Source organism: Enterobacter cloacae complex sp. 277I4 (assembly GCF_050031465.1).
Taxonomy (GTDB): Bacteria; Pseudomonadota; Gammaproteobacteria; order Enterobacterales; family Enterobacteriaceae; genus Enterobacter; species Enterobacter cloacae.
The window spans coordinates 3373099-3388483 of the sequence record NZ_JBLGWC010000001.1 but is presented as its reverse complement, the minus strand read 5'-3'; the positions used below and the strand labels follow the sequence as shown (position 1 = coordinate 3388483).

Annotated in this window: 11 protein-coding genes; 2 read left to right on the top strand and 9 right to left on the bottom strand. The window is 56.3% G+C overall.

From position 1 onward, the window contains the following. Positions 1 to 4: 4 nt before the first annotated feature. The 9 genes from yidD to ACQG19_RS16550 form a co-directional block, all read right to left on the bottom strand. Positions 5 to 202 (bottom strand): membrane protein insertion efficiency factor YidD, encoded by a 198-nt coding sequence (gene yidD, locus ACQG19_RS16590; RefSeq protein WP_350415377.1) that lies wholly within the window; start codon positions 200 to 202, stop codon positions 5 to 7. Between the two features lie 10 nt (positions 203 to 212). Beyond that, positions 213 to 455 carry a DUF4177 domain-containing protein gene (locus tag ACQG19_RS16585; protein ID WP_246932228.1) on the bottom strand — a complete coding sequence of 81 codons (243 nt, stop codon included), beginning with the start codon at positions 453 to 455 and terminating at the stop codon, positions 213 to 215. A 347-nt stretch (positions 456 to 802) separates the two neighbouring features. Beyond that, positions 803 to 2164, bottom strand: a complete 1362-nt coding sequence (gene yegQ, locus ACQG19_RS16580; RefSeq protein ID WP_029881788.1) for a tRNA 5-hydroxyuridine modification protein YegQ — start codon at positions 2162 to 2164, stop codon at positions 803 to 805. Positions 2165 to 2327: 163 nt separating this feature from the next. Then, a complete protein-coding gene (baeR, locus tag ACQG19_RS16575; RefSeq protein WP_013097904.1) occupies positions 2328 to 3050 on the bottom strand; it encodes a two-component system response regulator BaeR in 723 nt (240 codons plus the stop codon). Beyond that, positions 3047 to 4450: a two-component system sensor histidine kinase BaeS gene (gene baeS, locus ACQG19_RS16570; protein ID WP_013097903.1), complete on the bottom strand. Its 1404-nt coding sequence runs from the start codon at positions 4448 to 4450 to the stop codon at positions 3047 to 3049. The genes baeR and baeS overlap by 4 nt, the downstream gene beginning before the upstream one ends. Beyond that, positions 4447 to 5862: an MFS transporter gene (locus ACQG19_RS16565; RefSeq protein ID WP_058678666.1), complete on the bottom strand. Its 1416-nt coding sequence runs from the start codon at positions 5860 to 5862 to the stop codon at positions 4447 to 4449. The genes baeS and ACQG19_RS16565 overlap by 4 nt, the downstream gene beginning before the upstream one ends. After that, the gene (gene mdtC / locus ACQG19_RS16560; protein WP_038420154.1) at positions 5863 to 8940 is read right to left on the bottom strand and encodes a multidrug efflux RND transporter permease subunit MdtC; all 3078 of its coding nucleotides are present in this window, start codon (positions 8938 to 8940) and stop codon (positions 5863 to 5865) included. Next, positions 8941 to 12063, bottom strand: coding sequence for an MdtB/MuxB family multidrug efflux RND transporter permease subunit (locus ACQG19_RS16555; protein WP_040022498.1), 3123 nt, complete (start codon positions 12061 to 12063; stop codon positions 8941 to 8943). Continuing rightward, positions 12063 to 13265 (bottom strand): MdtA/MuxA family multidrug efflux RND transporter periplasmic adaptor subunit, encoded by a 1203-nt coding sequence (locus tag ACQG19_RS16550; RefSeq protein WP_194500541.1) that lies wholly within the window; start codon positions 13263 to 13265, stop codon positions 12063 to 12065. Before ACQG19_RS16550 ends, ACQG19_RS16555 begins: the two co-directional genes overlap by 1 nt. A 790-nt stretch (positions 13266 to 14055) precedes the next feature. Between ACQG19_RS16550 and ecpA the strand changes: the two genes are divergently transcribed. Both ecpA and ACQG19_RS16540 read left to right on the top strand, forming a co-directional pair. Continuing rightward, the gene (gene ecpA, locus ACQG19_RS16545) at positions 14056 to 14640 is read left to right on the top strand and encodes a common pilus major fimbrillin subunit EcpA (RefSeq protein WP_013097898.1); all 585 of its coding nucleotides are present in this window, start codon (positions 14056 to 14058) and stop codon (positions 14638 to 14640) included. Positions 14641 to 14693: 53 nt separating this feature from the next. After that, positions 14694 to 15368, top strand: coding sequence for a hypothetical protein (locus tag ACQG19_RS16540; protein ID WP_038420149.1), 675 nt, complete (start codon positions 14694 to 14696; stop codon positions 15366 to 15368). Positions 15369 to 15385: the final 17 nt, after the last annotated feature.

The following is a 15385-nucleotide window of genomic DNA, read 5'->3' as shown; positions in this document are numbered from 1 at the left end:
AGACTCATTTATGAGGAGGGTAATCGAAACCTCCATGAGGAGGACGACAGCGATAAATGCGTTGTAATCCCAATCTCCACCCTTTCAGAAAACCGAACCGCTTCAGGCTAATCAGCGTGTACTTTGAGCAGGAAGGAGTATGGCGGCAGCGATTACGGATACTCATTGGGGCATGGTTACGGTATAAGAGTATGAAATGTATGCTAAGCCATTTAAGTATCTGTCACTTCTTTTCTGAAAGTAATGACATAATAGTGGGTCAATGTTGATTTATTTCCGCCAAAGCACCCTGGCCGCTCTTCTATACCGATTGTATCAACGCGCTGGAATTCCCACCCTTCGGCAGCCCAGGAATTCACTTCTTGCTCTAAATACGCTGCTGCAATGCCATCTTTATTATCCTTTGCCTTGATAGAAATGTTTGGTGGAATCTGAACCATCTTATAGGTGTACATATAGAATCCCTTGCTTTTTGAGTGGTTATTGATGGTAAGGCCTGACATCTTTTGATTCAAATGGATTGTTGTAGAAACAAGGTGATGCGATCGCCTACAGGCATCAAAAGTGTAATTTTATTTCCTCAGGAGATGTTCCATGCAAGTGCAGCAGAATGGCGAAAAACAGAGCATTAAAAAAATAAGCCCACGTAAGGGAGATTACGCGGGCTAAGGAGGTGGTTCCTGGTACAGCTAGCATTTATGGGTTATGTTTTTCAGCGCTGGGGATAATACCCGTATTGAACGAAGCGGTATGTGATCCGATTCTAAGAATTTTCCCGGCGCGAAAAAATTTCCCTGGTTGACTATTTACTATGCGGATTTCGGGTGCTTTCACCGTTGAAATTGCGCATCAGCAGGGCAAACTCCAGCTCCACCTCTTCCGGTACCGGCAGCCAGACGGTATGGCCATTGCCCGGCGCAACCTCAATCGCTTCGCCTTTGCCGTTCTCCAGGTGTTCCAGCGTGAAGTTCATGTTGCCCTGCGGGGTCATCAGCTCCAGGCTGTCGCCTTTGGTGAACTTGTTTTTCACCGCCACGGCGGCCAGCGTACCTTTGCGCTCGCCGGTAAAATCGCCGACAAACTGCTGACGCTCGGACACAGAATAGCCGTGCTCGTAATTCTGGTAGTCGTCATGGGTATGACGACGCAGGAAACCTTCGGTATAGCCGCGGTGCGCCAGACCTTCCAGAGTTTCCAGCAGGCTGGTGTCGAACGGTTTACCGGCTGCCGCGTCGTCAATCGCTTTGCGGTACACCTGTGCGGTACGCGCGCAGTAGTAATAGGATTTGGTGCGGCCTTCAATTTTCAGGGAGTGCACGCCCATCTGGGTCAGACGTTCAACGTGGGCGACGGCGCGCAGATCTTTTGAGTTCATGATGTACGTGCCATGCTCGTCTTCAAAGGCGGTCATGTACTCGCCCGGACGTTTGGCCTCTTCAATCATAAACACGCTGTCGGTTGGCGCGCCGATGCCCAGCGTAGGCTCAACGTTCGTAACCGGGATTGGCTCATGCTTGTGGACGATATTACCGATATCGTCCTCTTTGCCTTCCTGGACATTATATTCCCAGCGGCAGGCGTTGGTGCAGGTGCCCTGGTTCGGGTCGCGCTTGTTGATGTAACCGGAGAGCAGGCAACGCCCGGAGTAGGCCATGCACAGCGCACCGTGAACGAAAATTTCGATTTCCATATCCGGCACCTGGGTGCGGATCTCTTCAATCTCGTCGAGAGAGAGTTCACGCGACAGAATGACGCGGGTCAGCCCCATCTGTTTCCAGAATTTGACCGTCGCCCAGTTAACGGCGTTAGCCTGCACGGAGAGGTGAATATCCATCTCCGGGAAGTTCTCCCGAACCAGCATGATTAAACCAGGATCCGACATGATTAGCGCGTCCGGCCCCATATCCACCACCGGCTTCAGGTCACGGATGAACGTCTTCAGCTTGGCGTTGTGCGGCGCGATGTTGACCACCACGTAGAATTTTTTGCCCAGGGCATGCGCTTCGTTGATGCCGAGCTGCAGATTCTCGTGGTTGAATTCGTTGTTGCGCACGCGTAGCGAGTAGCGCGGCTGGCCCGCGTAGACGGCGTCGGCACCATAGGCGAAAGCGTAACGCATATTTTGCAGCGTTCCCGCCGGGGAAAGGAGTTCCGGTTTAAACATGTTTATTCTCGTTCTGATGACAGGTCAGATCCGCGTGCACCAGGTGCAGCGGTAAGGGGAGATCCCCCACTTTAAGGGCGGGCATTGTAGCGCCGCGGGGCAGGGAGGTAAAGCTTTGCCCCTCACCCCTTTGTGGAGAGGGTTAGGGTGAGGGGGCGTTTAGCTATGCAATCCTGCACGCATCCGCTTCCCAGCGGTATCCCACGCCATACACCGCGCGAATAAATGACTGTTCGGCGTCGAGCGCCTCCAGCTTACGGCGCAGGTTTTTGATGTGGCTGTCGATGGTGCGGTCCGTCACCACGCGGTAATCGTCATACAGGTGGTTGAGCAGCTGCTCGCGAGAGAACACTTTCCCCGGCTCGTGGGAAAGGGTTTTCAGCAGGCGGAACTCTGCAGGCGTGAGATCGAGAAGCTTGCTGCGCCAGCTGGCCTGGAAGCGGCTCTCATCAACAATCAGCGGGCTTTCGGCGTCCAGCACCTGAAGCTCGCGCTGCGGTTTACAGCGACGCAGAATGGTTTTCACGCGGGCGACCACTTCACGCGGGCTGTAGGGTTTGCAGATGTAATCGTCCGCGCCAATTTCGAGTCCCAGCAGGCGGTCGATCTCTTCGATTTTTGCCGTCACCATGACGATCGGCACGTCGGAGAAGCGACGAATTTCCCGGCACAGGGTCAGGCCATCCGTTCCGGGGAGCATCAGATCCAGCAGGATCAGATCCGGCGGCGTCTGGCGCACGTACGGTAACACCTGATCGCCATGGCTGATAAGCGACGGGGCGTAGCTGGCCGCACGTAAATAGTCGATCAGTAACTGCCCAAGCTTAGGCTCGTCTTCCACAATCAAAATGCGTGGCGTGTTTTCGTCAATCGGTAATTCGGTCATGCTTCTCTCGATAAATCCCGTTCCAGCGGTAACTCTACTGTAATGCTAACCCCGCCAAAAGGCGAATGGGCGGCACGCAGGGTGCCATTGTGCGCCTCGACGATATTAACGCAAATCGCCAGTCCCAGCCCGGAGCCGCCGCTGGCACGGTTGCGGGAGCCTTCGGTGCGATAAAAACGTTCAAACAGTTTTTCCAGCTGCGCATCCTGCACGCCGGGAGCGGAGTCGGCAAAGGTGAGGGCGAAGCGGCCGTTTTCCTGTTTGCCGGAGATGTGTAGTCCGCCACCGCTGTCGGTGTATCGCAGGCTGTTTTCCAGCAGGTTGTTGAAGAGCTGCATCAGACGATCTTTATCGCCAAACACCACCGCGCTGTCCGGCAGGGAGAGGTCAATGGTCAGGTTGCGGCTGGCAAAACGTTCGCGGAAAGCCCCACTGATAACCTCCAGAATGTTGATCACGTCCACCGGTGCTTTCTGGTAGGCCAGCGCCCCTTCGTCTGACATGGAGAGCTGGTGCAGATCGTCTACCAGTTTGGTCAGCGTACCCACTTCCGCCTGCAGCGAAGCCACGGATTCGGGCGTGAACTTGCGCACGCCATCCTGAATGGCCTCCAGTTCGCCGCGCAGCACTGCCAGCGGGGTGCGCAGCTCGTGCGAAATATCGGCCATAAAATCGCGCCGCATCTGCTGGTTTTTCTCCAGCGTACTGGCGAGCTGGTTAAAATCCTGCGCCAGCTTGCCCAGCTCATCCTGGCTGCGCGTGTCCACGCGGGTGGAAAAATCCCCGGCGGCCAGTTTATGCGTGCCTTCCACCAGCCTTTTCACCGGGGCGAGCAGGCCCCGCGCCAGCGGGAAGGTGGCAAGCGCGGCCAGCAGCGTGGAGAGGATGACGATCAGCCAACTGGCCCGGCGCTGCTGACGATCGAAGTTGATATCGGTGTTGCGCGTCAGGCGTTCCACTGGCGAGGCGATAACCCAGCCGACGGTAGCGTTATTCACTTTGATTGCCCGCCGGGTGCCGTCCGGAGGGATGGGCGCACGAGGGCCAACCAGCGTGCGCATATCCTGGTCGATCACCCAGAACTGGGTGCGCCAGCCGTGGGGCGGCATGCCCGGGCCGGGGCGGTCATCGCCGCTATCGTGCTCCAGCGAGCGCAGGATCTGGAAGATAAAACGGTCGTTGTTGCGCAAAAAACGCCAGTTCCCGTGCTGGGCATACTGCTCGCTCAGTGCATCGCTCAAACCCTGCAGGCGCTGCTCATTACCATGCTTAATGTAATCGATAAAACCGCGCTCAAAGCTGAGCCGTACGGCCCAGTGCATGGTGATCAGCAGGACAATACAGGTGGCAAAAATTGCCAGAAAGAGCTTACCGGTAATGCCCGGACGCCAGAATTTCATGATCCACTCCTTTTACTGCGCCGGATAACGACGTTCTTACGGGTATCATCCGGCACACGGGCGAAGATGAAAGCGGGCAGGGCGATGATAACCGCCATGCTGAGATACGTGTATAAAAAGACCTGATGCGCCACCGGCGTGTCGATGCTGAGATGGTGCTGACCGTACATGCCGAGCAGTAAACCGGCAATGGTGACCCCCACGCTCATGGAGAGCTGCATGATCATCGACAGCAGACTGTTGCCGCTGCTTGCCAGTTCGTCCGGCAGATCCTTCAGCGTCAGGGTGTTCATCGACGAGAAGCGCATGGAGTTAATAATGCCCTGGCAGAACAGCACCAGCGGCAGAGCGTAGTACCAGCCCATCAGCGCTACGGCCATAAACAGCAGGCTGACCAGTGCCAGCCCCAGCGTGGCGGTGACCAGCACGTGGCGATAGCCAAAGCGGTTAACCACCTGCACCACAATGCGCTTCATTCCCATGCTGCCCAGCACCATCGGGATCATCATCAGCCCCGCGTGAAACGGTGAAAAGCCCATACCGATTTGCAGGAACACGGGTGTCATAAACGGCAGCATGCCGCTGCCCACGCGCCCCGCAAAACTTCCGAACAGGCCAAGCCGGTAAGTAGGGTTTTTAAACAGCGTCAGGCTGAACAGCGCCCGGTCGTTTCCTCTGGCATGCCACAGATACCACAGAATGGCGCTCATCCCGATAACGATCAGAATGGCGAGCGTCAGGGAGGAGATTCCCAGCCCTTTTTGCCCGTCGAGAGCGAGGGTCAGCGTCGCCATACCGGTGGCGAGCAACAGAAAACCGACTACATCAAAGCGCCGCGTCTGCAGGGTATAGTTGGGCATCAACGCCAGGGTGGCGATAGCACCAATAATGCCCACCGGCAGGTTGATGAGGAAAATCCAGTGCCAGGAGGCATATTCCACGAGTATCCCGCCCAGCGCCGGACCAAGCAGCGGACCCACCTGGCCTGGTAAGGTCACAAAAGTCATTGCCGCCATATACTGCTCGCGCGGGACGATTTTCATCACCGTCAGTCGCCCGACTGGCACCATCATGGCTCCGCCAACGCCCTGCAGAACGCGTGCCATCACCAGCTGATCCAGCGTATTCGCCATCGCGCAACACAGCGACCCCGCGGTAAACAGCACGATAGCGGTGAAGAAGATATTGCGCACCCCCACTTTGTCCGCCAGCCAGCCGCTGGCAGGGAGCATCACGGCAACGGTCAGCACGTAGGAGACAATCACCATATGCATATGCAGCGGGCTCTCCCCCAGGCTTTTTGCCATTGAGGGGAGGGCGGTGTTGACGATGGTGGTATCCAGCGACTGCATAAAAAAGCCGAAGGCCACTATCCATAATTGCCAGCGAACGTTACTGGGAAGATCAGTCATTTACCCGGTCACCGTGGTTCTGTCTTTACGTGAAAAACGCAGACGCAGGCGGTCAAAGAACAGATAGACCACCGGCGTGGTGTAGAGCGTCAGGAGCTGACTCATCACCAGCCCACCGACAATAGTGATCCCCAGCGGCTGGCGCAGCTCTGAACCATCGCCACCGGAGATCACCAGCGGCAGCGCGCCAAACAGCGCCGCCAGCGTGGTCATCATGATCGGACGAAAACGCAGCAGGCAGGCCTGGAAAATTGCCTCTTCTGGAGTCAGGTTGCCGTTACGCTGAGCCTCCAGCGCAAAGTCCACCATCATGATGGCGTTTTTCTTCACAATACCAATTAACAGCATGATCCCGATTAAGGCGATGAGGCTAAAGGGCGCGCCAAACAGCTCCAGCGCCAGCAACGCCCCCACGCCTGCCGATGGTAGCGTCGAGAGAATGGTCAGCGGATGAACATAGCTCTCATACAGCACGCCAAGCACGATATAGACCGTGGCAATGGCCGCCAGAATCAAAATCACCTGCGAATTCATCGTCTCCTGGAAGACCTGCGCGGTCCCGGCAAAACTGCCGCGCACGGTCGAGGGCACGCCGAGCTGGGTCATGGCACGGTCGATGGCCTCGCTGGCCTCGGAAAGCGACGAGCCGGTGGGCAGGTTAAAGGAGATTGTGGACGCTGCCGACAACCCCTGATGGTTCACAGAGAGCGGCGCGTTAGCGGGCCGCCAGCTGGCGAAGTAAGAGAGCGGGATCGCTTTACCGTCGTTGTTAATGACAAACATTTTATCCAGCGCGCTGATGTCCTGGGTATAGCGCGGGTCCACTTCCATCACCACCTTGTACTGGTTCATTGGCTGATAGATGGTGGAAATCTCGCGCTGGCCAAAGGCGTTGTTCAGCAGACTGTTGGCGGCTTCAACGTTAATGCCCAGCCGCGACATGGTTTCACGATCGTAGGTCAACGCCATCTCTGCCCCGTTGTCCTGCTGATCGGAGTTCACGTCCGCCAGCTGCGGCAGGGCGGCCAGCGCTTTACGGATTTTGGGCTCCCACTCGCGCAGCGCGGCCAGATCGTCAGAGAGCAGGGTGTACTGGTAACTGGCGTTCGCCTGACGTCCGCCCACGCGGATATCCTGAACGGCCATCAAAAACAGGTTGGCGCCTGGCTCTTTGGCGAGCTTCATTCGCAGCCGGTCTATCACCTGCTGCGCCGTTTCATTGCGCTCGCCGCGTGGCTTAAGGGTGATAAACATCATGCCGCTGTTAACGCGTGACCCGCCGGTAAAGCCGGTGACGTTATCCACCGCCTTGTCTTCGCGGATGATCTTCATAAAATCCTGCAGCTTGCCGCGCATCGCCTGGAAGGAAATACTCTGGTCAGCCTGGATGCCGCCCATCAGCACGCCGGTGTCCTGCTCCGGGAAGAAGGTTTTCGGGATGGAGATATACAGCCAGACGTTGAGCGCGATGGTGCCGACAAGCACCAGACCAACCAGCCGCGTGTGGTTGAGCACCCACTTCAGTGATTTTCCGTACCCTTCCTGCATTGCCAACAGGAAACGACCAAACCCTTTACGACGCGGCTGCGAGTGCGGTTTGCTGCGCTTAAGCATCCAGCCGCACATCATTGGCGTGAGCGTTAGCGAGATAATCAGTGAGATGCCGATAGCCACCGAAAGGGTGACGGCAAATTCGCGCAGCAGTCGCCCCGGCAGCCCGCCCATCAGCAGCAGCGGCAGGAATACCGCCACCAGCGACAGGCTCATGGAGAGCACCGTAAAGCCCACTTCGCGCGTGCCCTGCAGGGCGGCCTGCAGCGGTTTTACCCCGGCTTCCAGATGGCGGGAAATATTCTCCAGCACCACGATGGCGTCATCGACCACAAAGCCGGTGGCGATGGTCAGCGCCATCAGCGACAGGTTATTCAGGCTAAAGCCGCACAGGTACATGGCGGCGAAGGTACCAATCAGCGACACCGGTACCGCAACGGCAGGAATAAGCGTTGCGCGGCCCGAGCGCAGAAACAGGAACACCACCAGAATCACCAGCCCGACGGAGATCACCAGCGTCTGTTCCACCTCTTCAAGCGAGGCGCGAATGGTCGGCGAACGATCCTGGGCAATCTGCAGATCAATAGCGGCTGGGATGGTCTTCTGTAACTCCGGCAAACGCGCGCGAATGCTGTTTACCGTTTCGATAATATTGGCTTCCGGCAGCTTGCGGATCATCAGCAAGATGGCCGGTTTGGCGTTGGTCATCCCGGCGTTGCGCACGTCCTGCACCGAGTCGGTGACGCTGGCTACGTCGCTTAAACGTACCGCCGCGCCGTTATTGTAGTGGATGATGAGCGGCTGATATTCGGCGGCGGTTTTGAGCTCGTCGTTGGTCTGGATCTGCCAGCGGTGGCTGTTGCTCTCTATCGCCCCCTGCGGCCTGCGCACGTTGGCGCTGCTGATGGCGGAGCGCACGTCATCCAGCGACACGCCCTGGTTAAACAGCGCCTGCGGGTTCAGGCCGACGCGCACGGCGGGCAGGGAGCTACCGCCAACGCTCACGTCACCCACGCCGTTTATTTGTGAGATCGTCTGCGCCAGCTGGGTCGACGCAAAGTCGTAGAGCTGCCCCTGGGAATAGGTGTCCGAGGTCAGCGTCAGGATCATGATCGGCGCGTCGGACGGGTTGGCTTTACGGTAGGTCGGGCGGCTTGGCATTCCGCTCGGCAGCAGGCTTTGCGCGGCGTTGATCGCCGCCTGCACGTCGCGCGCCGCACCGTTAATATCCCGGTCGAAGCTGAACTCCAGAATGATGCGCGTGCTGCCGAGCGAGCTGCTGGAGGTCATCTCGTTGACCCCCGCAATTCGCCCGAGCGAGCGTTCCAGTGGCGTGGCAACCGACGAGGCCATGGTCTCCGGCGACGCGCCCGGCAGCGATGCGCTGACCATGATCACCGGAAAATCCACCTGCGGCAGGGGGGCCACCGGCAGCAGGCGGAAGCCCAGCACGCCGCACAGCGTAATGGCGAGCGAGATTAAAATCGTCGCCACCGGGCGGTAAATGAAGAGGGCGAAAAACTTCACTTACGCCTCCTCTTCACGTTTCGGGAAGCGGCTTTTGGTCCACAGGGCCAGTTGGTCAAACAGCAGGTAAATCACCGGCGTGGTGAACAGCGTCAGCACCTGGCTCACCAGCAGACCACCGACCATGCCGATACCCAGCGGACGGCGCAGCTCGGCACCGACGCCGGTGCTGAGCATCAGCGGCAGCGCGCCCAGCAGGGCGGCGAGCGTGGTCATCAGGATCGGACGAAAACGCAACAGACAGGCCTGGAAGATGGCGTCTCGCGGCGACATGCCCTGCTCGCGCTCGGCGGCAAGGGCGAAGTCGATCATCATGATGGCGTTTTTCTTCACGATCCCGATAAGCAGAATGATGCCGATAATGGCGATGACGTCCAGTTCGCTGCCCGCCAGCATCAGGGCCAGTAGCGCACCCACCCCGGCGGTCGGCAGGGTGGAGAGGATGGTGATTGGGTGGATAAAGCTTTCGTACAGCACCCCAAGGACGATGTACATCGCCACCACCGCAGCCACGATCAGCCAGATGGTATTGCCCAGCGCAGCCTGGAACGCCAGGGTGCTGCCCTGGAACTGGGTCTGAATATCAGACGGGAAGTTGAGTTCTTTCTCCGCGCCCAGAATGGCCTCGACCGCTTCACCCAGCGAATAGTTGTCCGGTACGTTGAACGAGATGGTGGTGGACGGGAACTGATCGAGATGGTTAATCGACAGCGGCGTATAACGCTCCTCCACGCTGGCTATGGCGCTTAACGGCACAATACCACCGTCTTTGCTGGTCAGGCGCACCGAGTCCAGCGCGGCCAGGCCGGGCGTGTTATCGGTGTTGTGTTCCAGCACCACGCGATACTGATTCGCCTGGGTATAAATGGTGGAGATGAGGCGCTGACCAAAGGCGTTATAGAGCGCGTTGTCCACGTCGGACATGGTGATGCCCAGCCGGCTGGCAGTATCGCGATTGACATTCACATATGCCGCCAGCCCTTTGTCCTGCCAGTCGCTGCTGACGTCAGAAAGCTGCGGCAGCGCCTTGAGTTTGTTGACCAGTTGCGGTACCCACGTGCTCAGCGCATCAAGGCTGGTCGCCTGAAGCGTGAACTGGTACTGCGTGCGGCTGACCTGGGTATCGATGGTCAAATCCTGAATTGGCTGCAGGTAAAGTTCAATGCCCGGCACGCGCGCCACGGCAGTTTGCAGCCGCTCAATAACGGCGTTGACCCGATCGTCGCGGTCATCCAGCGGCTTGAGGTTGATCTGCAGACGCGCACTGTTCAGCGACGGGTTGGTGCCATCGACGCCCACATACGCGGTCAGGCTTTCCACCGCCGGATCTTTCATGATGATGTCAGAGACCTGCTGCTGACGCTGCGCCATACTGGCGAAGGAGACCGACTGGGGCGCCTGAAGCGTGCCCTGAATAATGCCGTTGTCCTGGATGGGGAAAAAGCCTTTCGGGATAACGATCCACAGCATGACGCTGAGTGCCAGCGTGCCGAGCGCCACGCCGAGCGTCGCCCACGGGTGGTTAAGCACTTTTGCCAGCACCCGGCCGTAAGCGGCAATGATCCGTTCGAACATCCGCTCAGAGGCGCGAGAGAAACGGTTTTGCTTGCGCAGGGATTCATGGCTCAGCATGCGGGCGCACATCATTGGCGTCAGGGTCAGCGACACCACGGCAGAGATCAGAATGGCGACCGCCAGCGTGACGGCAAACTCGCGGAACAGTCGCCCGACGATATCGCCCATAAACAGCAGCGGGATCAGCACCGCAATCAGCGAGAAGGTCAGCGAGATAATGGTAAATCCGATCTCGCCCGCACCTTTCAGCGCAGCGGCCAGCGGTTTTTCGCCTTTCTCGATATAGCGCGAGATGTTCTCGATCACAACGATGGCATCATCCACCACGAAGCCGGTGGCGATGGTGAGCGCCATCAACGTCAGGTTGTTGATCGAAAAATCGAGGAACACCATCACGGCAAATGTTCCCACCAGCGAGAGCGGCACGGCAACGGCGGGAATGATGGTTGCCGGTACGTTGCGCAGGAACAGATAGATGATCATCACCACCAGCGCAATCGCCAGCATCAGCTCAAACTGGGTATCGGTAACCGACGCGCGAATGTTGGTGGTACGGTCGGAAAGCACCTTCACAGTGACCGATTTGGGCAGGCTTTCAATAAGCTGCGGGAGCATGGTGCGAATGCTGTCGGCGGTTTCAATGATGTTAGCGCCCGGCTGGCGCTGCACGTTCATCACAATCGCCTGCTGTTTGTTGGCCCACGCACCCAGCCAGCTGTTTTCTGCGCCTTGCTCAACGGTGGCGACGTCACCCAGACGTACCGGCGCACCGTTCTGGTAGGCAATAATCAGCTGACGGTACTCATCGGCAGACTGCATCTGATCGTTAGCCGAGAGCGTCACGGCGCGGGTGGGGCCGTCCAGCGAGCCTTTCGCCGAGTTAACGTTGGCGTTGCTGATGGCGGTGCGGATGGTTTCGCTGGTCAGCCCCAGCGCAGCGATGGCCTGCGCGTTAAGCTTCACGCGCACCGCCGGGCGTTGTCCGCCCGCCAGCGTTACCAGCCCGACGCCGGAGACCTGGGAAATTTTCTGCGCCACGCGGGTTTCGACCATGTCTTCCACCTGCGTCATTGGCATGGCGGAAGAGGTGACAGCAAGGGTCATGATCGGCGGATCCGCCGGGTTTACTTTGCTGTAGACCGGCGGGTTAGGCAGGTCTGACGGCAGCAGGTTGGTGGCAGCGTTGATCGCAGCCTGCACCTCCTGCTCGGCCACGTCCAGCGACAGCGAGAGCTGGAACTGCAGCGTTACCACCGATGCCCCACCGGAGCTTTGCGATGACATCTGTTTCAGGCCCGACATCTGACCAAACTGGCGTTCCAGCGGAGCGGTAATAGCGGAGGTCACCACATCCGGGCTGGCGCCAGGATAGAGGGTAACGACCTGAATGGTGGGGTAATCCACTTCCGGCAGCGCCGAGACGGGCAGGAAGCGATAGCCAATAATCCCGGCGAGCAGGATCGCCACCATCAGCAGCGTGGTGGCAACAGGGCGCAGAATAAACAGGCGTGATGGCCCACCTGTTGCGCCTGGCGGCATGACCTGCATCAGGAGTTCGCTCCCTGTTTCGCGGGTTCAACCACTTCGACTTTGGCGCCTTCGGTCAGACGATCGATACCGTCCGTCACCACGCGGTCGCCCGCAGAGAGTCCGGCGCTGATCACAACCGTCTGGCTGTCCTGAATCCCGGTTTTCACCAGGTGCTTGCTGACTTTATTGTCGCTGTTCAGCACCCAGACGAAGTCACCTTCGTTGCCCATCTGCAGCGCGGCGGTGGGGATCACCACCGCGTTTTCTTCGGTCGCCACCAGCATGCGTGCGTTTACAAACTGATTCGGGAAGAGGGCGTCGTCCTGGTTGTTAAAGCGCGCTTTCAGCTTGATGGTGCCGGTGGTGGTGTCGATCTGGTTATCCAGGCTAAGCAAAGAACCTTCGCTCAATTTCTGCTTGTTGGTACGGTCCCAGGCTTCCACCACCAGCCCCTTTCCGGCTTTCTGCGCCTGCACCACCGTCGCAATTTCGCTTTCCGGCAGGGTGAAGACTAAATCAATCGGGTGGGTCTGGGTTATGACCACGATGCCCGTGGTATCTCCGCTTGAGATCTGGTTGCCGATATCGACCTGCTTGAGGCCAACGCGTCCGTCAATTGGCGCGGTGATGCGGCTCCAGTCGAGCTGCAGCTGTGCGCTGGCCACCGCGGCCTCGTCAGCTTTGATGGTGCCCTGCGTTTCGCTGACCAGCGATTGCTGCGTGTCCAGCTCCTGACGAGAGACCAGATTGGTTTTCACCAGCTGCTGGTAGCGCGCCAGATCGCGCCGGGCGTTAGCGAGCGTGGCTTTGTCTTTGGCAAGCTGCCCCTGAGCCTGGGCAAGGGCGACTTTGAACTGGCTTGGGTCGATCTCGGCCAGTAAATCGCCGGCTTTCACCTGCTGACCTTCCTGAAAGTGGATCGCCATGAGTTGACCGTCAACGCGGCTGCGTACCGTAACGGTGTTGGCGGCGGTAATGGTCCCCAGGCCTGTGAGATAGCGAGGCACGGCTTTATTCACCGCAGTGGCCGCCTGAACCGGTGCCAGCGCGCCGCCGCGCATACCGTGACGACCCCCGCCCGCAGGGCGTTTTGACTGACTGCTGGCCCCTGCCGGAGTAGAAGGCTCGGCGGATTGAGTGTGCCAGTACCAGGCGGCGGCAAGGACCACCACAATGATGCCAGCGGCGATTGCCCAGCGGGATTTATGACTGCCTTTCATCGTTATACGTTCTCATCCTGAAACACTTCGGGGAATGATACTAGTTTAGTCAGGTCAGTCGGCAGAAAAATGGAGGAAATATGGAAGACTGTCGGGAATTGTCTGAATGGCGGAGATGGCAATGTGACACCGTATGCACGGGTATAAGATGCTATCTCATCGCTTTGAGTGAAAGCGGCGAAGAACAGCAACACGTTGTGATAAATGCGCGAAATAAATCGTATCATTCGAATACCAGGATTTTTATATTATTCGCGGAATATTCTTATTTTTATAAATAACCACGAATATAATGAATTTCTCGTGCGTTATTACTTTTAGGTTGCGTATAAGAATTTTCCTTGATTTATTTATTTGCGTTAGGAATATTTCATTTTTTACTAAAATGGGTTGTTTTTGTAGCATTTTTTTAACAAGTTTTTTCTTTTCTGAGGGTTTTCATAGTTTATTGATTTGAAATGTTTTTTAATCCTTTGAATCTTTTTTTAATTTTGATTTGCATCAAAAAGCAAGAATGGATGCAAATTCTATAATTTGATTATTTTTTAGATTTAAAAACTTAATTATGAATTTTTATGGTTTTAAGTTCTAATCTGTAGGCATTTACTTATCTTCCAGACAAGAAAATTCCTAATGATGTTGAGGATTTGATAATTTCATGCTGTTGCTGTTAACAATATCTCGGAACATAATTTTTCGGCGCGGCAATTCTCGCTCGCAATTAAATGGAGCTTCCCGGTTACTTATTATGAAAAGTGCCAGGTTGCGCGTTTGTTCTTAGGAGAAGAAAATGAAAAAATTATTACTGGTGGCCTCTCTGGTTTCTGTTTTCGCAGCAGCAAATGCAATGGCTGATGTTACTGCATCTGCCACTGCGTCATGGGATGCTACAGCAACAAAAGATACAACTAGCATGCTGGTTGTTACTCCGCTGAACTCCCTGACATTCCAGTATGCGGAAGGTCTGAATGCTTTTAATACTCAGGATGGTGCTTTTGACATTACGATCCAGGGACAGGAAAGTGCAACCGACTTTGAACTGACTGCACAGGTCATTAGCAATACCCTAACCAATGCAAGCGGCGATGCATCTACTCTGGATGTCGGTGTTGCCTGGAACGGTAATGCACTTTCCAGTTCCGCTGAAACCGTTCTGGTTAATGCATCATCAACTTCTGGTCTGGAAAGTCTGATGGCTGACGGTGCTTATAACGGTGCTGAACGCGTGAGCGATCAGTCCAGCTTTAAGTTCTCTATCGCCTCTGCGACGTCTGATGGTTCAACAGCTGTCACTGACTATTCTGCTTTGCCTGATGGCTACTGGACAGGCGATGTGAAAGTACAGTTCAACGCGACCTGGACCACGCCTGCGTAATGAATGAAAAAAATTCGGGAGATTTTTCTCCCGAATTTCTTAGGAATGTACTGATGAATAAATATTTACCCTTTGCCATATTGGCGGGGATCGCTACGTCTTTTTCCAGTTGGGCAATTAATGTGGGTGATATCACGTCGATAATGACTTCCGAGCAGAGTTCATTATCGAAAGAGATTATCAACACGACGAATTCCGCACGCTATGTCAGCGTTACGGTGAAACGACTCTCATCACCGTTGCCTGATGGCACCGAAATAAGCATTAATCCAGGCGAATTACTGTCTACACCCGCCAGCCTTATTCTTCCAGGCGACGCGAAAGATGTTTTCCGCTTTTTCTATAAAGGGCCAGAGGATGATAAAGAACGCTATTATCGCCTGCAATGGATTGATGAACCTGTGAGCGAAAGCGCAGCAACGAAAGCGGGCAAAGCCGCGACGGCAACGGCATCAGCGGAAATTGGGACTATTTTAGTTGTAGCTCCGCGTAATGAGCGCTTCAACTACAGTCGTCAGGACGATTTAATCATCAACACAGGCAATGTCTCTTTCCGCGTGATTGCCTATGGCGTGTGTAAGGATCCCACTCAGGACCAGGGGCGGGGATGCCGGGAACGCTATTACGTTATGCCTGGAACCAAAATAAGGCTTCAAAAAAGCGATGTATCAAACAGCCGCACTCGTATTGGCATTTGGCATGGCAAGCAATTTATTACAGTGAAGTAATGCACGACGCCATTACC

Bases quoted from the DNA above. Each gene is read 5' to 3' on its own strand.
- ACQG19_RS16540 (WP_038420149.1), top strand. From the start codon at position 14,694: ATGAATAAATATTTACCCTTTGCCATATTGGCGGGGATCGCTACGTCT.
- baeR (WP_013097904.1), bottom strand. From the start codon at position 3,050: ATGACCGAATTACCGATTGACGAAAACACGCCACGCATTTTGATTGTG.
- ACQG19_RS16565 (WP_058678666.1), bottom strand. From the start codon at position 5,862: ATGACTGATCTTCCCAGTAACGTTCGCTGGCAATTATGGATAGTGGCC.
- ACQG19_RS16585 (WP_246932228.1), bottom strand. From the start codon at position 455: ATGTACACCTATAAGATGGTTCAGATTCCACCAAACATTTCTATCAAG.
- yegQ (WP_029881788.1), bottom strand. From the start codon at position 2,164: ATGTTTAAACCGGAACTCCTTTCCCCGGCGGGAACGCTGCAAAATATG.
- ACQG19_RS16555 (WP_040022498.1), bottom strand. From the start codon at position 12,063: ATGCAGGTCATGCCGCCAGGCGCAACAGGTGGGCCATCACGCCTGTTT.
- ecpA (WP_013097898.1), top strand. From the start codon at position 14,056: ATGAAAAAATTATTACTGGTGGCCTCTCTGGTTTCTGTTTTCGCAGCA.
- baeS (WP_013097903.1), bottom strand. From the start codon at position 4,450: ATGAAATTCTGGCGTCCGGGCATTACCGGTAAGCTCTTTCTGGCAATT.
- ACQG19_RS16550 (WP_194500541.1), bottom strand. From the start codon at position 13,265: ATGAAAGGCAGTCATAAATCCCGCTGGGCAATCGCCGCTGGCATCATT.